This is a genomic window from Desmospora profundinema (assembly GCF_031454155.1).
GTDB lineage: Bacteria > Bacillota > Bacilli > Thermoactinomycetales > DSM-45169 > Desmospora > Desmospora profundinema.
The window spans coordinates 334,376-350,110 of sequence record NZ_JAVDQG010000004.1 but is presented as its reverse complement, the minus strand read 5'-3'; the positions used below and the strand labels follow the sequence as shown (position 1 = coordinate 350,110).

14 protein-coding genes are annotated in these 15,735 nt (G+C 53.4%); 5 read left to right on the top strand and 9 right to left on the bottom strand.

Features of this window, described 5'->3' with window-relative positions; genetic code table 11:
• Positions 1-63: 63 nt before the first annotated feature.
• Positions 64-864, bottom strand: a complete 801-nt coding sequence (yunB, locus tag JOE21_RS10675) for a sporulation protein YunB (RefSeq protein ID WP_309865812.1) — start codon at positions 862-864, stop codon at positions 64-66.
• 707 nt (positions 865-1,571) lie between these two features.
• Here yunB and JOE21_RS10670 point away from each other — a divergent pair.
• Positions 1,572-3,062, top strand: coding sequence for an FAD-dependent thymidylate synthase (locus JOE21_RS10670; RefSeq protein ID WP_309865809.1), 1,491 nt, complete (start codon positions 1,572-1,574; stop codon positions 3,060-3,062).
• Between the two features lie 62 nt (positions 3,063-3,124).
• Here the strand turns inward: JOE21_RS10670 and JOE21_RS10665 are convergent, their stop codons facing one another.
• Together JOE21_RS10665 and JOE21_RS10660 are read right to left on the bottom strand one after the other, a co-directional pair.
• Positions 3,125-4,204 (bottom strand): acyltransferase family protein, encoded by a 1,080-nt coding sequence (locus tag JOE21_RS10665; protein WP_309865806.1) that lies wholly within the window; start codon positions 4,202-4,204, stop codon positions 3,125-3,127.
• 169 nt (positions 4,205-4,373) lie between these two features.
• Positions 4,374-6,620 carry a molybdopterin-dependent oxidoreductase gene (locus JOE21_RS10660; RefSeq protein WP_309865803.1) on the bottom strand — a complete coding sequence of 749 codons (2,247 nt, stop codon included), beginning with the start codon at positions 6,618-6,620 and terminating at the stop codon, positions 4,374-4,376.
• Positions 6,621-6,894: 274 nt separating this feature from the next.
• On the opposite strand from JOE21_RS10660, the gene JOE21_RS10655 reads away from it, so the two are divergent.
• The 4 genes from JOE21_RS10655 (at position 6,895) to JOE21_RS10640 (ending at position 12,147) form a co-directional block, all read left to right on the top strand.
• Entirely contained in the window at positions 6,895-8,250 is a 1,356-nt protein-coding gene (locus JOE21_RS10655) for a M20/M25/M40 family metallo-hydrolase (RefSeq protein ID WP_309865800.1), read from the top strand.
• A gap of 155 nt (positions 8,251-8,405) precedes the next feature.
• Complete coding sequence (locus JOE21_RS10650; RefSeq protein WP_309865797.1) at positions 8,406-9,878, top strand: spore germination protein; 1,473 nt, start codon at positions 8,406-8,408, stop codon at positions 9,876-9,878.
• Between the two features lie 15 nt (positions 9,879-9,893).
• A complete protein-coding gene (locus JOE21_RS10645; RefSeq protein WP_309865795.1) occupies positions 9,894-10,985 on the top strand; it encodes a GerAB/ArcD/ProY family transporter in 1,092 nt (363 codons plus the stop codon).
• On the top strand, positions 10,975-12,147 hold the full coding sequence (locus JOE21_RS10640) for a Ger(x)C family spore germination protein (protein ID WP_309865792.1): 1,173 nt from the start codon (positions 10,975-10,977) through the stop codon (positions 12,145-12,147). Before JOE21_RS10645 ends, JOE21_RS10640 begins: the two co-directional genes overlap by 11 nt.
• A gap of 35 nt (positions 12,148-12,182) precedes the next feature.
• On the opposite strand, the gene JOE21_RS10635 is transcribed toward JOE21_RS10640, so the two are convergent.
• The 6 genes from JOE21_RS10635 to JOE21_RS10610 all read right to left on the bottom strand — a co-directional run bounded on the left by JOE21_RS10635 (position 12,183) and on the right by JOE21_RS10610 (position 15,686).
• Positions 12,183-12,413 (bottom strand): SDR family oxidoreductase, encoded by a 231-nt coding sequence (locus JOE21_RS10635; RefSeq protein WP_309865790.1) that lies wholly within the window; start codon positions 12,411-12,413, stop codon positions 12,183-12,185.
• Positions 12,414-12,533: 120 nt separating this feature from the next.
• Positions 12,534-12,836 (bottom strand): branched-chain amino acid transport AzlD family protein, encoded by a 303-nt coding sequence (locus JOE21_RS10630; protein WP_309865787.1) that lies wholly within the window; start codon positions 12,834-12,836, stop codon positions 12,534-12,536.
• A complete protein-coding gene (locus tag JOE21_RS10625) occupies positions 12,836-13,528 on the bottom strand; it encodes an AzlC family ABC transporter permease (RefSeq protein WP_309865784.1) in 693 nt (230 codons plus the stop codon). Before JOE21_RS10625 ends, JOE21_RS10630 begins: the two co-directional genes overlap by 1 nt.
• Before the next feature lie 97 nt (positions 13,529-13,625).
• Positions 13,626-13,877 (bottom strand): ChaB family protein, encoded by a 252-nt coding sequence (locus JOE21_RS10620; RefSeq protein ID WP_309866077.1) that lies wholly within the window; start codon positions 13,875-13,877, stop codon positions 13,626-13,628.
• A 150-nt stretch (positions 13,878-14,027) separates the two neighbouring features.
• Complete coding sequence (locus JOE21_RS10615; RefSeq protein ID WP_309865782.1) at positions 14,028-14,603, bottom strand: isoprenylcysteine carboxyl methyltransferase family protein; 576 nt, start codon at positions 14,601-14,603, stop codon at positions 14,028-14,030.
• A gap of 15 nt (positions 14,604-14,618) precedes the next feature.
• On the bottom strand, positions 14,619-15,686 hold the full coding sequence (locus tag JOE21_RS10610) for a type III polyketide synthase (protein WP_309866075.1): 1,068 nt from the start codon (positions 15,684-15,686) through the stop codon (positions 14,619-14,621).
• Positions 15,687-15,735 lie beyond the last annotated feature (49 nt).

The window sequence follows — 15,735 nt, the reverse complement described above, 5'->3', positions numbered from 1 at the left end:
AGACAGCCATACCGACACGGAAACGCCCTACGGATTGTTCAGACGAGCCTGGGCAGCAAAGCATCAATTAGTCTTCACAGGAGGTAAGATCGGCGGTACCGGCGGCTGTTCCTTGGAAGCAGGAGGGGAATCGGCATTCCCTGCCCCTTTTTGTGATTGGCCTTGACCGGGAGTTCCTTTCTGGATTCCGCCTCCCATATCGTTGTAGTAATAGAATTGGGGAACCTCTCCCACCACGAGGGCCTGAGCGATGGGAATCTCTGTATCCACATCGATCGTTTCCGTAGTGAAGGGAACGACAACCCCCATCTCAATATGGATCTCCATCATCAAGGTCACCATGACATTATTGACTCCCGCCGCTTCCATATGCGGCCGCAAATTGACATGGGGGGATCCTTTCGGCCACATCTCCACCGGAATCTGAGGACCGTACTGAGCCAGTACATTACTCTGCAAGGCCTGCCCCAATGTGATACCGATGGATTCATTCTCCAGTTGGTGGATCACCTTTTGCAGGCTGGTGCGGGTCCGCTCATACACTTTGGCTTGCACTTGCTGATCAATCTGCACAAAGGAAATCGCATTGTCCCCGTCCCGCTCCACCATCATAATGTCATTTAGTTCCCCACCCATCGAGACCTGTTCCCGTGCCGCCTCCGTCACGGCATCCGCCGCGATCCGTTTCACCTGGGTTTGGGCAATGTGGATCAGGGTGGGCTGCAGTTTGGTTTCCAGCAGCCATAAAACCTGAAAAAGAACGGCGAAGAGGATGGCGAAGGCCAAAAACCAAACCCCTCCCCGCATGCGCCAGCGTAATCCAATCAACGGTCTTTTTCGTAAGCGGAACCGCCGAAAGCCCACCGTCCATCCCCCCTTGTACACACTGTTATGCAAAGGTGCCTGTCCTTTTTCCCAAGGATTGAGGATAGGCCTTTTCCCCTTCGCTTGGTACAATAGTACAGGATGGATCGGTTCACCAATCAACAAGCGTCAGTCCGCTGTGGGGTCAGAAGCCCTTTTGGAACCCGCCTCCTTGAATAAACTTGTAGCAAACGAAGCGATCCGTTGCTGGCGGTACACCCTTTGTTTTGCCACTACATAATGCAGCCTGTTGCGTCACTAGTGACCCTTCTACCCATATCGATCATATTTTCGTAAAGGAAGGCTTGGAAAGACTCTTGCCGTGCATAGCGAGACCTGGGAACGAAAGTGACCATGGCGAGACTTGTGCTTCTATGAGTGCATAGCGAGACCTGGGAACGAAGTGACCATGGCGAGACTTGTGCTCTATAAAAGGAACGAAGACGGATAACCAAGCCGACCGACTTGTCCGTGTGAAGGGCAAAAAGCAGACTGAAGTTACCTGATGGGCACTAGGGCCTGTCTGGTCATTCCATCTTCCGTGAGTAGAAGGGAGGGTCGGTATGGCTGGCGGAGAGCCTTTGCGCTTTTTGCAACGAAACAAAGACAGCCATACCGACCCGGGATCTCGCGCTACGGATTGTTCAGACACGCCCTAAGGAGAATAAAAGCCGAAACATTTCCTGGGAAATGGGGGAGAATCGATGTTGGAAACGGAATCGAACGGGGTGGATTTATCCCGTTATGTCTCCAATCTGGATCGCAATGTCTACGCGATCTTTAACTTGCCGGAAGAGGTAATCGCCGTCATCTTCGCCTATGTCAGCCGCAGCCCGGCAAGTTTTCGGGACAACCTAGCAAAGCTCTTGCGGGACGATGAACTGGCTGTAGGGGATTCCGCCGGCGGCATGGCTACGATCTATTCGGAAAAAGCAGCCCAATTTCATGAAAAATGGGTAGTAGGTTATGGACACAGCAGTGTAGCGGAACACGCCGTCGCCCACTTGGGAGTGGAACAGATCAGCCGCCTGGCATCAGCTGAACTGGAGTTGGCCAACACTTTTAACAGCTTCACGGAATACAGTCAGCGCTACCAACGTCCGAAGCGGGGGAACCTATACATACCGGACTTCTTACCGGACGGGGAGCGGGATGCCTACCTCTCCTTGCAGGAAGCCGCTTTTGATACCTATGAAACTCTGTTGGCGGGGTTGGTCCCACACTTGTTGCAAACCCTTCCCCGTTTAGAGGGGGAATCGGATCAACGATTCCAATCCCGAGTGGAGAAAATCGCTTTTGAAGACGCCCGCTATGTACTCACCCTGGCCACCTGCACCAGCTTGGGGTTGACCGGCAACGGCCGTGCCCTGCGGGATACGTTGGTTCGTCTCCTCTCCAGCCCCCATGCGGAATCACGCCAACTGGCACGGGATCTCGAACGGGAAATCAGCCAAGTCATCCCCACCCTGCTCAAACATGTGAAACCGAGCCCATACTTGTTGGAAACCCGTCGCCAACTGGAGAGACTGCCAGCTAAAGCCCCTGTCTCCAGTCAACGGGGGCGAGCGTTTGAGGGACCGCAAGCCCGTTTCGTCGATCTGCCGGATTATAAAAAATCCTTGGCCCGTGTGTGTAGCCTCCTTCTGATCAGTGAGAAGGGATGGACCCACCGCGATGCGGACCAGGTGGTACAAAACTGGTCCCTGGAAGAAAAAGAAGCCTGGGTGGATCAGGCACTGAAGCACTTGCGCTTTTTCGACAACCCCCGGGATGAATTCCGCCATCTCCATTACCATATGGAGATGCAACTGTCAGAGGCCAACTGGCACCAACTGCTGCGCCACAACCGGGGAACGCATTTCACTTTCGGAGAGCCCACCGTTGAACGGGGGTACACGATCCCGCCTCATGTACGGGAAGCGGGACTGACCGACACTTTCCAGCGATTCCTTACACAAGCCGAAACCACCTATGCCCGTATGCTGGAACACTGTCCGAAAGCGGCTCCCTATTGCGTCACCAACGCCCATCACCGCCAAGTGAACGCCACCGCCAGCCTGTGGGAGCTGTATCACTTGATCAACCTCCGTACGTCCCCGGAAGCGCAGTGGGACATCCGGGACCTCTTTGAACAGCTTCACCGTGAATTAACCCGGCACCACCCCGTCCTCGCTCAATATGCCCAACGGCGATTATAAGGTAAACAAAAACGGCCATACAGGTTCATGTACCTGTATGGCCGTTTTTTATGGCCTACCTGTTACGCACGGCTCCATCCGCCTGCGGGAGCTTGCGGGGGACGGTCCGCTCGTTTCCGTTTCCCTTTGCCCAGTTTACCCACCACAAAAGCCCCCAGCGGCAACTGATTCATCAGCCAAGTGAGAGCGATGGGAATCAGGACACCCGCCATAAACAGGATGACGGCATAGACAAAAATAGGCAAATCCAACGGCAGCCACGTCTTTATCATCCGGTGCTGGACCAAAGGATGCAGCAGGTAAATTCCAAAGGAAAACCGGCCCACTTCCAACATCCAACGGGGGATTTCCTTCATCTTCATACCGATCCAGAACAGAAAACACAGGATAAAGACCGTGTAAATCATGACGTCAGGCCGCTTGGAGGAAGTGGAGAACACGATCCCGAAGCCCTTCAGATACAAAAGGGCGCCCAGAGACAATACAACTCCAGCGAAGATGAGAATCCGGTATCGCTCCACACCGCGACGAAACGCCGAAAGGTTGCGCCCGATGTAGTAAGAGACTGTAAAATAAAATATCCAAGCCACAAACGGAATGTAATGGGCGATCCCAAACGGCAACGGGACAGCCGGCAGACTCAGGTAGAGGAAGTTTACTGCAAACGACACCGTTAAAACCGGAACCATCCACCGATTCTTCACCCAGCGGATAAAGAGCGCATGCAGCAGGTAAAACTGAAAAATGATCATTATGAAGTACCCATGCCATTTACCCAGCAATACCATGTCCACATACCGGCTCCACAAGGCGCTTGCATCCGTCGGATGTTGGATCAAGGCATAGACAAAAGCCATCGAGAAAAAGGGAAGCAAAATATACTTCACCCGCTTTTCCCAATAAGAGCGGGGGGTCTGGTTGGGATAAGCGTGAGCGAGCAACAACTCCGAGATGCAGACAAACAGGGGAGTGGCATACATAAAGGCCATCTGAAAGGTCTGGACGGCGAGCACTCCTTGATCGGACAGCGGGTATTGGCCGTAAGTGACCGAAATGGCATGAATCCAAACGACGCTGAGACAGGCGATAAAACGCAGGAAAAATACTTCCTGAATCACGCCGCCTTTCTGGTTGAGGCTCATGCTTTCACCCAATCTACGTCATAAACGAGTCATGTTTTTGTCATATTACTGTAACATGACTTCCGTGTCGATCGGGTGCTTTTAACGAAAGCTTAACAACTTATTTTATTCCATTTATAGTAATTATCACTAACCGATGGCTTGGAGTATTTGGTTTTCACGTAAAGCGCTACTTTGTGATTTCCACAGGCACATCATTCAAAACGACGGTTCCGGAAACCGGGTCAAGGTCCTGATCATCCGTGAGAATATTGACATTGATCCCAGGGTGCTCTTTGGCAATCGTCAACCTGGCATAAGAGTCCCGATGGCCCCATCCGTGCGGCAAACTGACCACACCCGGCATCACATCCGAAGTCACATGTACAATCACCTCCACCCTTCCTGTTTGCGAAGACACCGATACCGGGTCTCCTTCTATCAGCCCGAGGCGGTTTGCATCGTCGGGGTGAATCCATAACGTACAGCGATTTTTCCCCTTAACAAGGACAGGAAGATTGTGCATCCACGAATTGTTAGAACGAAGATCCCGCCGTCCCACCAGCCTGAATCCGTTCTGCTTAGAATCAGCACCTTGGCACAATCGCTCCACATCTTTCACCAGCACAGGCGGTGCCAGCTCAATCTTTCCGGAAGGGGTCAGCAAATGGCCCGGCAACCTCGGGGTCAGCGGACCAAGGTCGATCCCGTGAGGGTTATTTTCCAAAAGGGATAATGTCAATCCGTCTGAGTTGGCACCAAACCCTTCTCCATAGGGCCCCATACGCAGCATCCAATCCAACAGGCGCTCCGGGCCGCGCCGATTTCCCAGTTCAGCCATGATATCCTTCGGATCACGCCCATGGATAGGCGAATTTTCATTTTTCGTTTCTTTTTGTATCCGTTTCATCACGGTTAAATCATCCAGAGTCTTCACCGGATTTTCGCCCCAATCCTTATCGCTCACCGCCGCCGCCAGATGGAGGAGAATCTCCCACTCATCCAATTGGTCAGGGGCCCGATCAAACACCGGACGGGAGTATTTGGCGATATTCCGCACGGAAAACTGATAAAAGACCAAATCGTAGTGGGCTTTTTCCAAAGGAGAAAGCGGGGGCAACAAGACATGTGCGTGTCGAGTGGTTTCATTTAAATAACAATCGATACTAACCATAAATTCAAGGTTTTCCATCGCATGTAACAATCGGCTTCCATTCGGAGAAGACAGAACCGGATTGCCTGCGATCGTAATCAATCCCCTGATCTGTCCGGGTCCCGCAACCTCCATCTCTTCAGCCATACACGCCACGGGAAGCTCTCCGAATACTTCCGGCAGTTTGCGGACACGGCTGTGATATCGTCCAAAACGGGGGCCTTTGGAACGTATCGACTGTTTCGGACCCGTCGCCGGACGCGGAAACATCGCACCGCCTTCCCGGTCCAGATTGCCCGTTAATACGTTGATCACATCAATCAGCCAACTGTTGACGGTTCCAAACCGCTGTGTGCACGTTCCCATCCGTCCATAGACGACCGCCCTCGGCGTCTTGCCAAGATTGCGGGCCAGCAACCGGATGGTTTCCGCGGGTATTCCACAATAAGCGGAGACTTCCTCCGGTTGAAATTCACGTACGAGCGTTTGTATTTCTTCCATTCCGTTGATGAAGTCCCCCAATTTCCCCGTGGATACCCAATCTTCATCGAAAAGGGTGTGGATGATGGCCAGAAGCAGCCATGCGTCTGCACCCGGACGGATGAAATAGTGTTCATCCGCCAGTTTGGCAGTGGGTGTATGAACGGGATCGATCACGACCACCTTCCCTCCCCGCTGCTGGATCCCTTTTAACCGCCTCCGCATATTGGGAGCGGTCATCAAACTTCCGTTGGACGCAAGCGGATTGGCACCGATGATCAATAAATAATCGGTTCGATCCACATCCGGAATCGGTACGTTGAAGGAATGTCCAAACATGATCTCCGCCGCCAGCTGCTTCGGCATCTGGTCCATCGAGCTCGCCGAAAACAGATTACGCGTACGTAACATGCGGAGAAAACCTTCCATATAGAGCATATTCGATAAGTTGTGAACATTGGGATTGCCGAGATAAACACCGACAGCATCTGCACCGTACCGATCGATCAGATTGCGAAGTCCCTTTTTCACTTCCGAAAAGGCTTCATCCCAGGTGGCTGGAACCCACTTCGTGCCGCGGCGGATCATGGGAGTGCGGATCCGGTCGGGATCCGTGTGAAGCTCTTTGAGACTCACCCCTTTCGGGCACAGGTACCCTTGGCTGAAGGGGTCCTTTTTATCCCCCTGAATCGCTTCGATCCCTTCTCCGTGAACATGAATCTCCAATCCACAGGTCGCTTCACACAGCGGGCACGTCCGGAAGCTCACGCGTGAATCGATTTGGCGACATTGATTGGTTTCCATGAGAACACCTCCATGTATGGGAATCATCTACATACCTACTGGTCAGTATAATCGAACTATTCGTTCACGACAACAACATGACAGCCTAGTTGGCGAGAAAAGCTTTCCTCGTCATAGAAAACGTCATTTTAAGAGGGAGAGGCAACAATCCGCCCTACTTCCACCGTCAACTGACTCTATTTTTTTTAAAATCTGCAAAACTATTGACAAAAATCAACTGAAAATTAATAATATACAAGGGAAACAGAAATAATCAAATAGGAGGGGAATCCGTATGAAAAACAAGCGTTGGGCCATCTTGGTGTTTACCTTGGCTCTGGCCCTGGTGTTCACCCAAACGGCTTATGCCGCACCTGTACATACCCAAAATGTGGCCAACAAAGTGTCTGCGGATCGAATCTACAACCATATCGACACCCTGACAAAAGCCCCGCGCGTCACCGGGTTTAAGGAAGAGCACCGGGCAGCGGACTTCATCGCTCGTCAACTGAAGCGTTACGGATTGGAAGTGGAACGTCAAACGTTCCCCATCATGGCTTTTAAGGGCAATGGAGCGGAAGTAACCGTCACCACTCCGGAGGAACACTCACTGGATGCCAAACCCTTTACCTACACCCCGCCCACACCCAAGGAAGGGTTAAGCGCTGACGTGGTCTACGCCGGCCTGGGGCAGCCGGAGGATTTTAGCGATCTGGATGTGGAAGGGAAAATCGTCCTGATCCAGCGCGGGGCCATCACCTTTTTTGAAAAATCGAAAAATGCTGCCGATGCCGGTGCCATAGGCGCCATGATCTTTAACAACGTCGATGGGGAACTAAGCGGTACCTTAGGGCAACCAGGGCCGATCCCAACGGTATCCCTTGACAAAACTGACGGGGAATCGTTGAAAAACCGGCTGATGTCCGACGAAACCGTGAAAGCCCGGATCAAAGCCGACGTAGAGCTGAATCCCAGCTATTCGCAAAACGTGATCGGGACCATCAAAGCACAAAAAGGAGACACGCGCCAGGCAAAAACCATTGTGGTGGGTGCCCACTATGACAGTGTCCAGGGCTCTCCCGGCGCCAACGACAATGCCTCCGGCAGCGCCACCTTGCTGGAAATGGCCCGGGTGTTGTCTAAAGAGAAGCTGCGCCATGATGTCCGTGTCATCTTTTTCGGTGCGGAGGAAGTGGGACTGGTGGGCTCCACCCGTTATGTCCAATCGCTTCATGCCGATGAGTTGAGTCGCATCGCTGCGATGATCAACCTGGATATGGTGGGTGTCGGTGACACGCTGGGGATTCTGACCGCCTCAGAGGATGATGAATCCTTCGTCGCTGATCTGGCCGAAGACTATGTCCAAACTTATGGTTACAACTATGAACGGGGGGCTTCCACCCGAAGCGACCACCGGCCTTTTGCCCAGGCGGGTATACCGGTGGCTTTCCTTCACTACAGCCCGGACCCCTACTACCATAGTCCGGAAGATTCGCTGGACAAGATCTCCAAGCGGAACCTGCACAACACCGGTACGTTGGTCACCCTGTTAACCCACAACCTGGCCAACGACAACAAGTTAAGCAAGCCGAAAAAAACCAACAAACTGAAACAATCCTCCTTCCCCAATCCCGACTGGGATCGGAAATAAAAACACCGGGACTGCTGACGCAGAATTTCGTCAGCAGTCTTTTTTTATTTAAAAATAGATCTTTCCGACATTCATCCACAAACCTCGACGTCTCTCCCCTGTGGTAAATACATAATAAACCCATTTTAGGAAAAACAAAGGGAGGGGAGGTTGCCATGAGACGTCGGAGAAAACGAGAAAAAACGCGGCAGCAGCCGGCCATACCGCTGGATGCTGATTCTTTCACCCGTTTTATTAAAAATGAAATCAAGCAAAGCTATGATCTTGTAATCCGGCCTTTTCAAGGGGGAAAGCCAGAAACCACGTGTGTGCTGGTCTATATCGACGGCATGACCGAAATGGAGCGGGTCAATCTTCACATCCTGTCTCCCCTGCAGTCCTACCCTTTTGCTCTCACTGATGACAATTTGACCGATGTCGTCAGTAATGGGGAGTTGGAGCCCCTTCGTTCCAGGGATGATCTCATCACCTCCCTTTTGTCCGGACAATCCATATTGCTGCTGGATGAGCGGGGAGTTTGGACCTTGGACACCCGGGGGTGGGATTCAAGGCAGATTGAGGAACCGGCGACCGAAGCGGTCGTGCGTGGTCCCCGGGAAGGCTTTGTGGAAAACGTACAGATCAACACTACCTTAATCCGGCGTAAAATCCGAGATCCCCATCTATCCTTCGTCCTTTTCCAAAAAGGGAAGCGGACGCGTAAAGATATCATCCTGGCTTACATCACAGATGTGGCCAATCCAGATGTGGTAACGGATATCACCGAACGGTTGGAACAGGTGGATATGGATGTGCTGGAAGACGGCACCTTGGAACAGTTATTAGCAGAACCCAAGCTGATTCCGTTTCCCCTGATGCAAAATACCGAGCGGCCGGACAGAGTAGCCAGCGCATTGCTGGAAGGGCAGGTCGTCATACTGGTGGACGGCAGCCCGTCGGCCCTGCTCGCTCCTGTCACCCTCCCGATGTTTTTCCAGTCGCCGGAGGATTATTACGGACACTGGATTCCCGGCACCTTGATCCGCATCCTACGCTATATCGCTGCTTTTGTCACGTTGTTCCTGCCGGGACTCTACATCGCGCTCACGTCTTACCACCAGGGTTTGATCCCGACCCAGCTGGCCATCTCCATCGCCGAAACGCGGACCGGGGTTCCTTTCCCCGCTTTTCTAGAAGCGCTGTTGATGGAAGTCACGATTGAAATCCTCCGTGAAGCGGGGGTTCGATTGCCGCGCCCGGTGGGTCAAGCCGTAGGGATCGTCGGTGGTCTGGTCATCGGGGAAGCTGCCGTCACCGCCGGTATCGTAAGCCCCATCATGGTGATCGTAGTCGCCTTCACAGCGGTCAGCTCTTTCTCCCTTCCCCACTTCGGGATGGGGATCGCGCTTCGTTACCTGCGATTTATCGTCATGATCTTCGCAGCCAGCCTGGGACTTTACGGCGTGCTGTTGTTCTTCATATTTTTAGTGGGTTATTTGATGCGGTTAAACAGTTTCGGGGTCGATTATATGAACCCCTTTGTCTCTTTCCGTCTGTCTGATTGGAAAGATATCGTCCTGCGCGTGTCCTGGCGGCTGATGAAGACAAGGCCCCTGTTGCTCCACCCAAAAGATCCCGACCGTAAATAATGAGGAGATGGGACGATGCCTTCCTACTCAATGACCCGTTACCAAATGACTGTTGTATTGATCTCCTCCATCGTTGGGGCCGGTATCATCACACTTCCCCGTGTCGCCGTCGATGCCTCCGAAGGCTCTCCCGACGTGTGGATCAGCATGCTGGTGAGCGGGGTTATCTCATTGAGCCTCGGGGTGTTTATCGTTAAGTTTGCCAGAAGATTTCCGGGGAAGACGTTGTTCCAATACAGCCAAACCATTTTGGGAAAGCCTCTCGGTATCTTGGTGGGGCTGTTTTACTGTCTGTACTTCTTATGTGTCGCCACCTACAGCGCCCGCATCCAAGCGGAGGTGATCCGTCTCTACCTGTTGGAGACCACTCCGATCGGATTCCTGGTGTTTATCTTTATCCTGATGGGGGTCTATCCGCTCATGGGAGGATGGCGCCCCTATGTCCGATTGCATGAATTTTTCCTCCCCCTGATCATGCTGATTTTCTTGTTGGTTCTTGCGCAAAGCATACCGGGATTCGATTTGGATCGACTCCGACCCGTGCTGCAAGATGGATGGAAACCGATTGTAAAAGCGCTCGAAAGCACGATCTACGCTTCTCTCGGCTTTGAAATCATGCTGGTTCTGGCCGCTTTTATGAACAGCACCAAAGAAACGGTCCAAGCCACCCTGATGGGCATCGGCGTTCCCATCCTTCTTTACACCACTACCATCATCATTGTCGTGGGTGTACTCACCCCCGAAGCCACCGCGACAATCACCTACCCGCTTTTGGAGATGACCACGGAAATCGCTTATCCCGCTCTCTTCTTTGAACGGTTTGAGCTGTTTTTCTTCGTGGGGTGGGTGATTACCATCTACACTACCTTTGGCAGCTTCTATTATGTTTCTGCCCATGGATTGCATGAGATGTTCGGATGGAAAATAGAGACCACTGTCAAGCTTTTGATCCCCGTTGCTTACGTGCTGGCCATCTTTCCCCAAAATGTAAACCAAATGTTCCGGTTTAGCGATTTCGTGGGTTATGCGGCGTTGGTGACCGCAGGAGCGATTCCCTTCCTGTTGTGGATCGTAGCCGGTATACGGAGGGCTGTCGGTGGAAATTAACCTATGGCGAAAAGGATTGATCCTAGTGATCGCGGTGACGCTTCTCACCGGATGTTGGGATCGGCGGGAAATCAATGAATTGGCCTTTGTGATGGGGCTGGGGATCGATCAAGTAAAAGTCGACGAGAAAACCCGCTTCCGGGTCACCCATCAAATCCTGGAACAACAAAATCAACCGCAGGATCCTCAAGGAGGAGGGGGGGGAGGGGGAGGAGCCCGCACCTTTGAAAACATCGCCTCCCAAAGCGACACCATGCTGCAGGCCAGTCGGGAAGTGGCCACCCTATGGAATCGCACCCCCTTTTTTCAATATGTGAGAGTGGTTGTAATCAGTGACGCCATCGCCAGAACCGTCCCTCTCGATGAACTGCTCAACCTGTATGTGCGAAGTCCCGAAGTTCGCAGGAGCGTCAAAGTATTCATTACCAGGGGAGAGGCGAAAGCCGTATTGGAAGGGGGCCGCAAGCAGGAGGAAGTCCCCTCCATCGCCCTGGATGAGATGATCGAAGAAAATCGTAAAAAATCCCTTAGCTTAGGGGTAGAGCCCGCGCTCGGGGAAGCGGTCAAAGCCATGAACCAGAAACGAGATTTCGTCCTTCCCCGGGTCAACATTCACCGTGGAACCCATCAAATGGAGGGAGGAGCGGTGATTGACGGGGAAACCAAAAAGCAGGTGGGATGGCTGAACCGAGAAGAGATGGACGGATACGGCCTTTTGTCCGGAGAAGCCGAGGGAGGACAGGTGGTCGTCCGCCCCCCCAATACGGCAGCCCCCATCGTCTATGAAGTTCAGGGTGTAAAACCGACCAAACTGATCCCCCGCATCAAGGGGTCCCGCCTGTCCTTCGTGGCTATGGTAAATGTGGAAGGGCGATTGATCGAAAACTGGATCAAGGGAAATGACACGTTTGAAGAGGAAATGATCGACCAACTGGAGGATGCGGTGGAAATAGAGGTCCGTCGTCTGGTGGCACAAACCATCCGTAAGTCCAAAATGCTTCAAACGGATATCGCCGGATTTGGAAACCAATTGCGTATTCATTCCATCGAAACCTGGAAAAAAGAGGAGAAGGAATGGAAAAAGCGGTACAGTGAAATCCCCATCGAAGTCCAAGTGAAAGCGAAGATTAAGGAGTTTGGAAGTAAAGGGATCCTAAAATAAGCAGTGGTTGCCGACCCCTCCCGGTTCCATATCGATCATCTTGACCGACATACCGCCATCCACCACCAGATGAACGATAAATCCGCCTCCTCCGACGCCAAAAAACGAACCGCGCGGACGATATCCTCCGGTCGGCCGACACGTCCCGCTGGATGCTGTCGGTGGTCTTCCTGTGAAAGAGTCTCCGGTTGGCGGACGAATCGTTTCTGCCAAGGAGTGACATCAATCCAGCCAAGGCTGATGGCGTTATTGCTGCTGACCAGCATCCAACCGCTCCTTTCCCTCTTCCTGTTCTCTTACCAGTGTGGATCGGTGATGCTGTCTCCATTACCGGCTCACGACAGTTATTCACTCAAGACTCCCGGAACAAACAAAGAGGCGGCGGGTTACCATCCCCACCACCGCCATACCATGACCGTACCGATAGCACCGATGATCACAACCAGAATCGGAAGCCGGAACCAAGCCAGAACTGCCGCCACTAGTCCACCGATCAAACCCACCAGCGGCTCACGGGGTTCCACAGACAGGATGCCGGGAAAGATCAGCGCTCCCAATGCGGCAAAGGGAATGGCTTGCAACCAGCCGCGAAACCAGTCAGGTAGCTCCCACCGATCCACCAGCCATACCGGCATCCAGCGCGGAATCATGGTTGCCAACGCCATCCCCAGAATAATCCAAATCCACATTAGTCACCCTCCCCTTTCATCCAAAACGAACCCAAACCGGCTGCGATCACCGTTGCCATCACAATCGCCCAACCGCTGTCCAAGACCGCCTGGAACGCCGCACATAACAGCATACTGGTGACGGCCACCGCCGCTGCCCGCCAAGCGCCGCGCACTGCCGGGATCAACAACCCGATAAACATGGCATACAACGCGATGGACATGCTTTCGCTGAGAGCCGGCGGAATCGTCTGCGCCATCCAATGTCCGCCCAAGGAACCAACCACCCAGGAAACATAGGCCCCCAGAATCAATCCCGCCAATTGAAAGCGATGAAGCTCCCGCTTTCTTGCTTCAAAGGAAGCAACCGCAAATGTTTCATCCGTAATCCCGGAGGACAACAGCCACTTCCACCTGCGTGAAATAGAGGGCAGCCGTTCCATCAGGGAAAGGCTCATCACAAAGTGGCGAAAATTAAGAACAAAAGTAGCAATCACAATTTCCAGTACCCCGGCACCTGCCGCACCCATCTGCACCGCCATGAATTGACTGGCACCGGCAAACACGAACATCGACATGAAAGTGGTTTCCCACGGAGTCACACCCGTCTGTTGCGCGATTACCCCAAACGTAATCGCAATGGGCAAATATCCGATCATAATGGGGACAGCAGCAACCACTCCCGCCCGCCACGCAGCCCTGGTATCCAACATGTCTCCGTGCCTCCTCCGATTCCGTTATGAAAAAAAGATGAAAAACGCCTCCCACCCCTCCGGGGTGAAAGACGCTCCATTCTATGGAAAGGTACTTTTATTTCTTTTTCAGCTCAAACGATCCGGGATCCACTTGGATCGGAGATCGCACAGGCTGGGTGTATTCTTGCTTTAGGCGGTCCCAGGCCACTTGGTGGGCGATTTTCTGCCGCTCCACCCGTTCCCCTTGAGTATGAATCCAAACCATATGAAAGGATGAGCTGTATATTTCCTTGGCCCGTTCGGACAGATGTTCAGTAACGAGGTCATGCAGCGGAATCTCTTCCACATCCATTGCCAATCGGCTCACTCCCAATCGACTGTCGCTCCCTCAGGATTGAGGATCCTTTTTGCAACATGATTATTCTTTGTGCATCGATTCTAGTCTCCCTTCCATTAAAACGAATTTGTTCCGGGAAAACAAGCCGGTATTTTTCGCACCGGACACCACCTTTGGATCTTAATTTTCCGTCGATTCTTTGTGCCCGGGCAGCCAGCGGCGGCAGGGCATGGCTTTCCTGTAATCGGTGTAGGCGGTCAACGCCGCTTCTTCCGCCGGAATGCGAACCCGCAATAAAACCCACAGATTGAGTACGGATACAACAGCGGCCGTAATCCACGCCCCACACGCCACGGGAAGAGTCAACAATTCGGTTACCACCACTGCGTAGTTGGGATGACGCAAGTAGCGATAAGGCCCCCGGATCACGGGACGGTGACCCGGAATGACCCAGATCCGCGTATTCCAGTAAGAACCCAGGGAAGACAAACACCAAATGCGCAGCGCTTGGGCCAACAGAAATAACGCCAGCGGCAGTGGCCACCAAAAAGGAGGAACCGTCCCGTACACCCCCGCCTCCAGCGCCAGTCCGGCAAAAAACAACAGGTGAACTCCCACCAGCAGGGGGTAATGTTCCCGTCCCGCCTCCACGCCTCCCTGAGATTGGGCCCAAATCGAATGACGATGTGCGATCCAGCATTCGACTCCCCGCTGCAACCCCAGGATCACCAGGATCCACCAGATTCCTGTCATCATTCCGGCTCCTCCCATTCAATCCCACTCCAGTAACATCAGTTCCGAACTGAACCCCGGCCCCAGAGCGGTCAGAAGTCCAGCAGTACCGGGTAAATGGTCTTCTTGCAGCTCCCGCTCCAAAACAAATAAAACCGTCGCCGAAGACATGTTTCCGTATTGACCCAATACGGCATGGGCGTGACGCAGGGACTCCCGCGGCAGTTCCAAGGCCTCTTCATAGGCGGCCAACACCTTGGCTCCGCCGGGGTGGGCGATCAAGCGCCCCAATTGCTCCAATCCTAACCCACTTCGATCCAGGAACGATTGGATCGCCGGCCGCACTTCCTGGCGCACGATACCGGGAATGTCGCGGGAAAAGACCACCTTCAGACCGTCATCCGCCACATCCCATCCCATTACATCCAATGAATCGGGCCAAGTGGTGCTCATGGTATCCACCACGCGCGGTGATCCCTTCGGCTTGTACGGCACCTCCGCTTCATCCCCTGTCACCAACACCGCTGCTGCTCCATCTCCAAACAACGACGTGGCCACCAGATTGCTCTTGCTTTGGTCATTTCGGCGAAAGGTGAGACTGCACAACTCCACCGCCAACAGCACCACCCGGCTGTCGGGAAATGCCCGCGCATATTCGTATGCCCGGGACAAACCCGAAGCCCCCCCGGCACAACCCAACCCCCAAATCGGCGTCCGTTTCACATGACGCTGGAGGGAAAGGCGGTTCACCATGCGAGCATCAATGCTGGGAGTGGCCAGCCCGGATGTGGAGACAAAGATGAGATGATCCACTTCGCATGGATCCAATCCCACCGGCCGCAGACAGCGCCTGATGGCCTCCTCGCCCAAGCGGCAGGCCACTTCCGTATAAGCCCGGTTTCTCTCCCGAAAGCTCCGCTCCTCCTCAAACCACGTCCGCGGGCGGCTCAGGCGGCGCGTTCGGATGGCCGCATGCTCAAAGATCGGAAGGTATCTTTCGATATCCGAAAAGGATTCCCGGAACAATCCACCGGCAAATTGCTTTGCTTCATCCTGATCCAGAACATATTCGGGAACAGCGGTCCCAACCGAGAGGATCCGGGGCATGATACTCCTCCGTTCCGCCGGGACGATATCCCGGCTTCCATTTCCCATT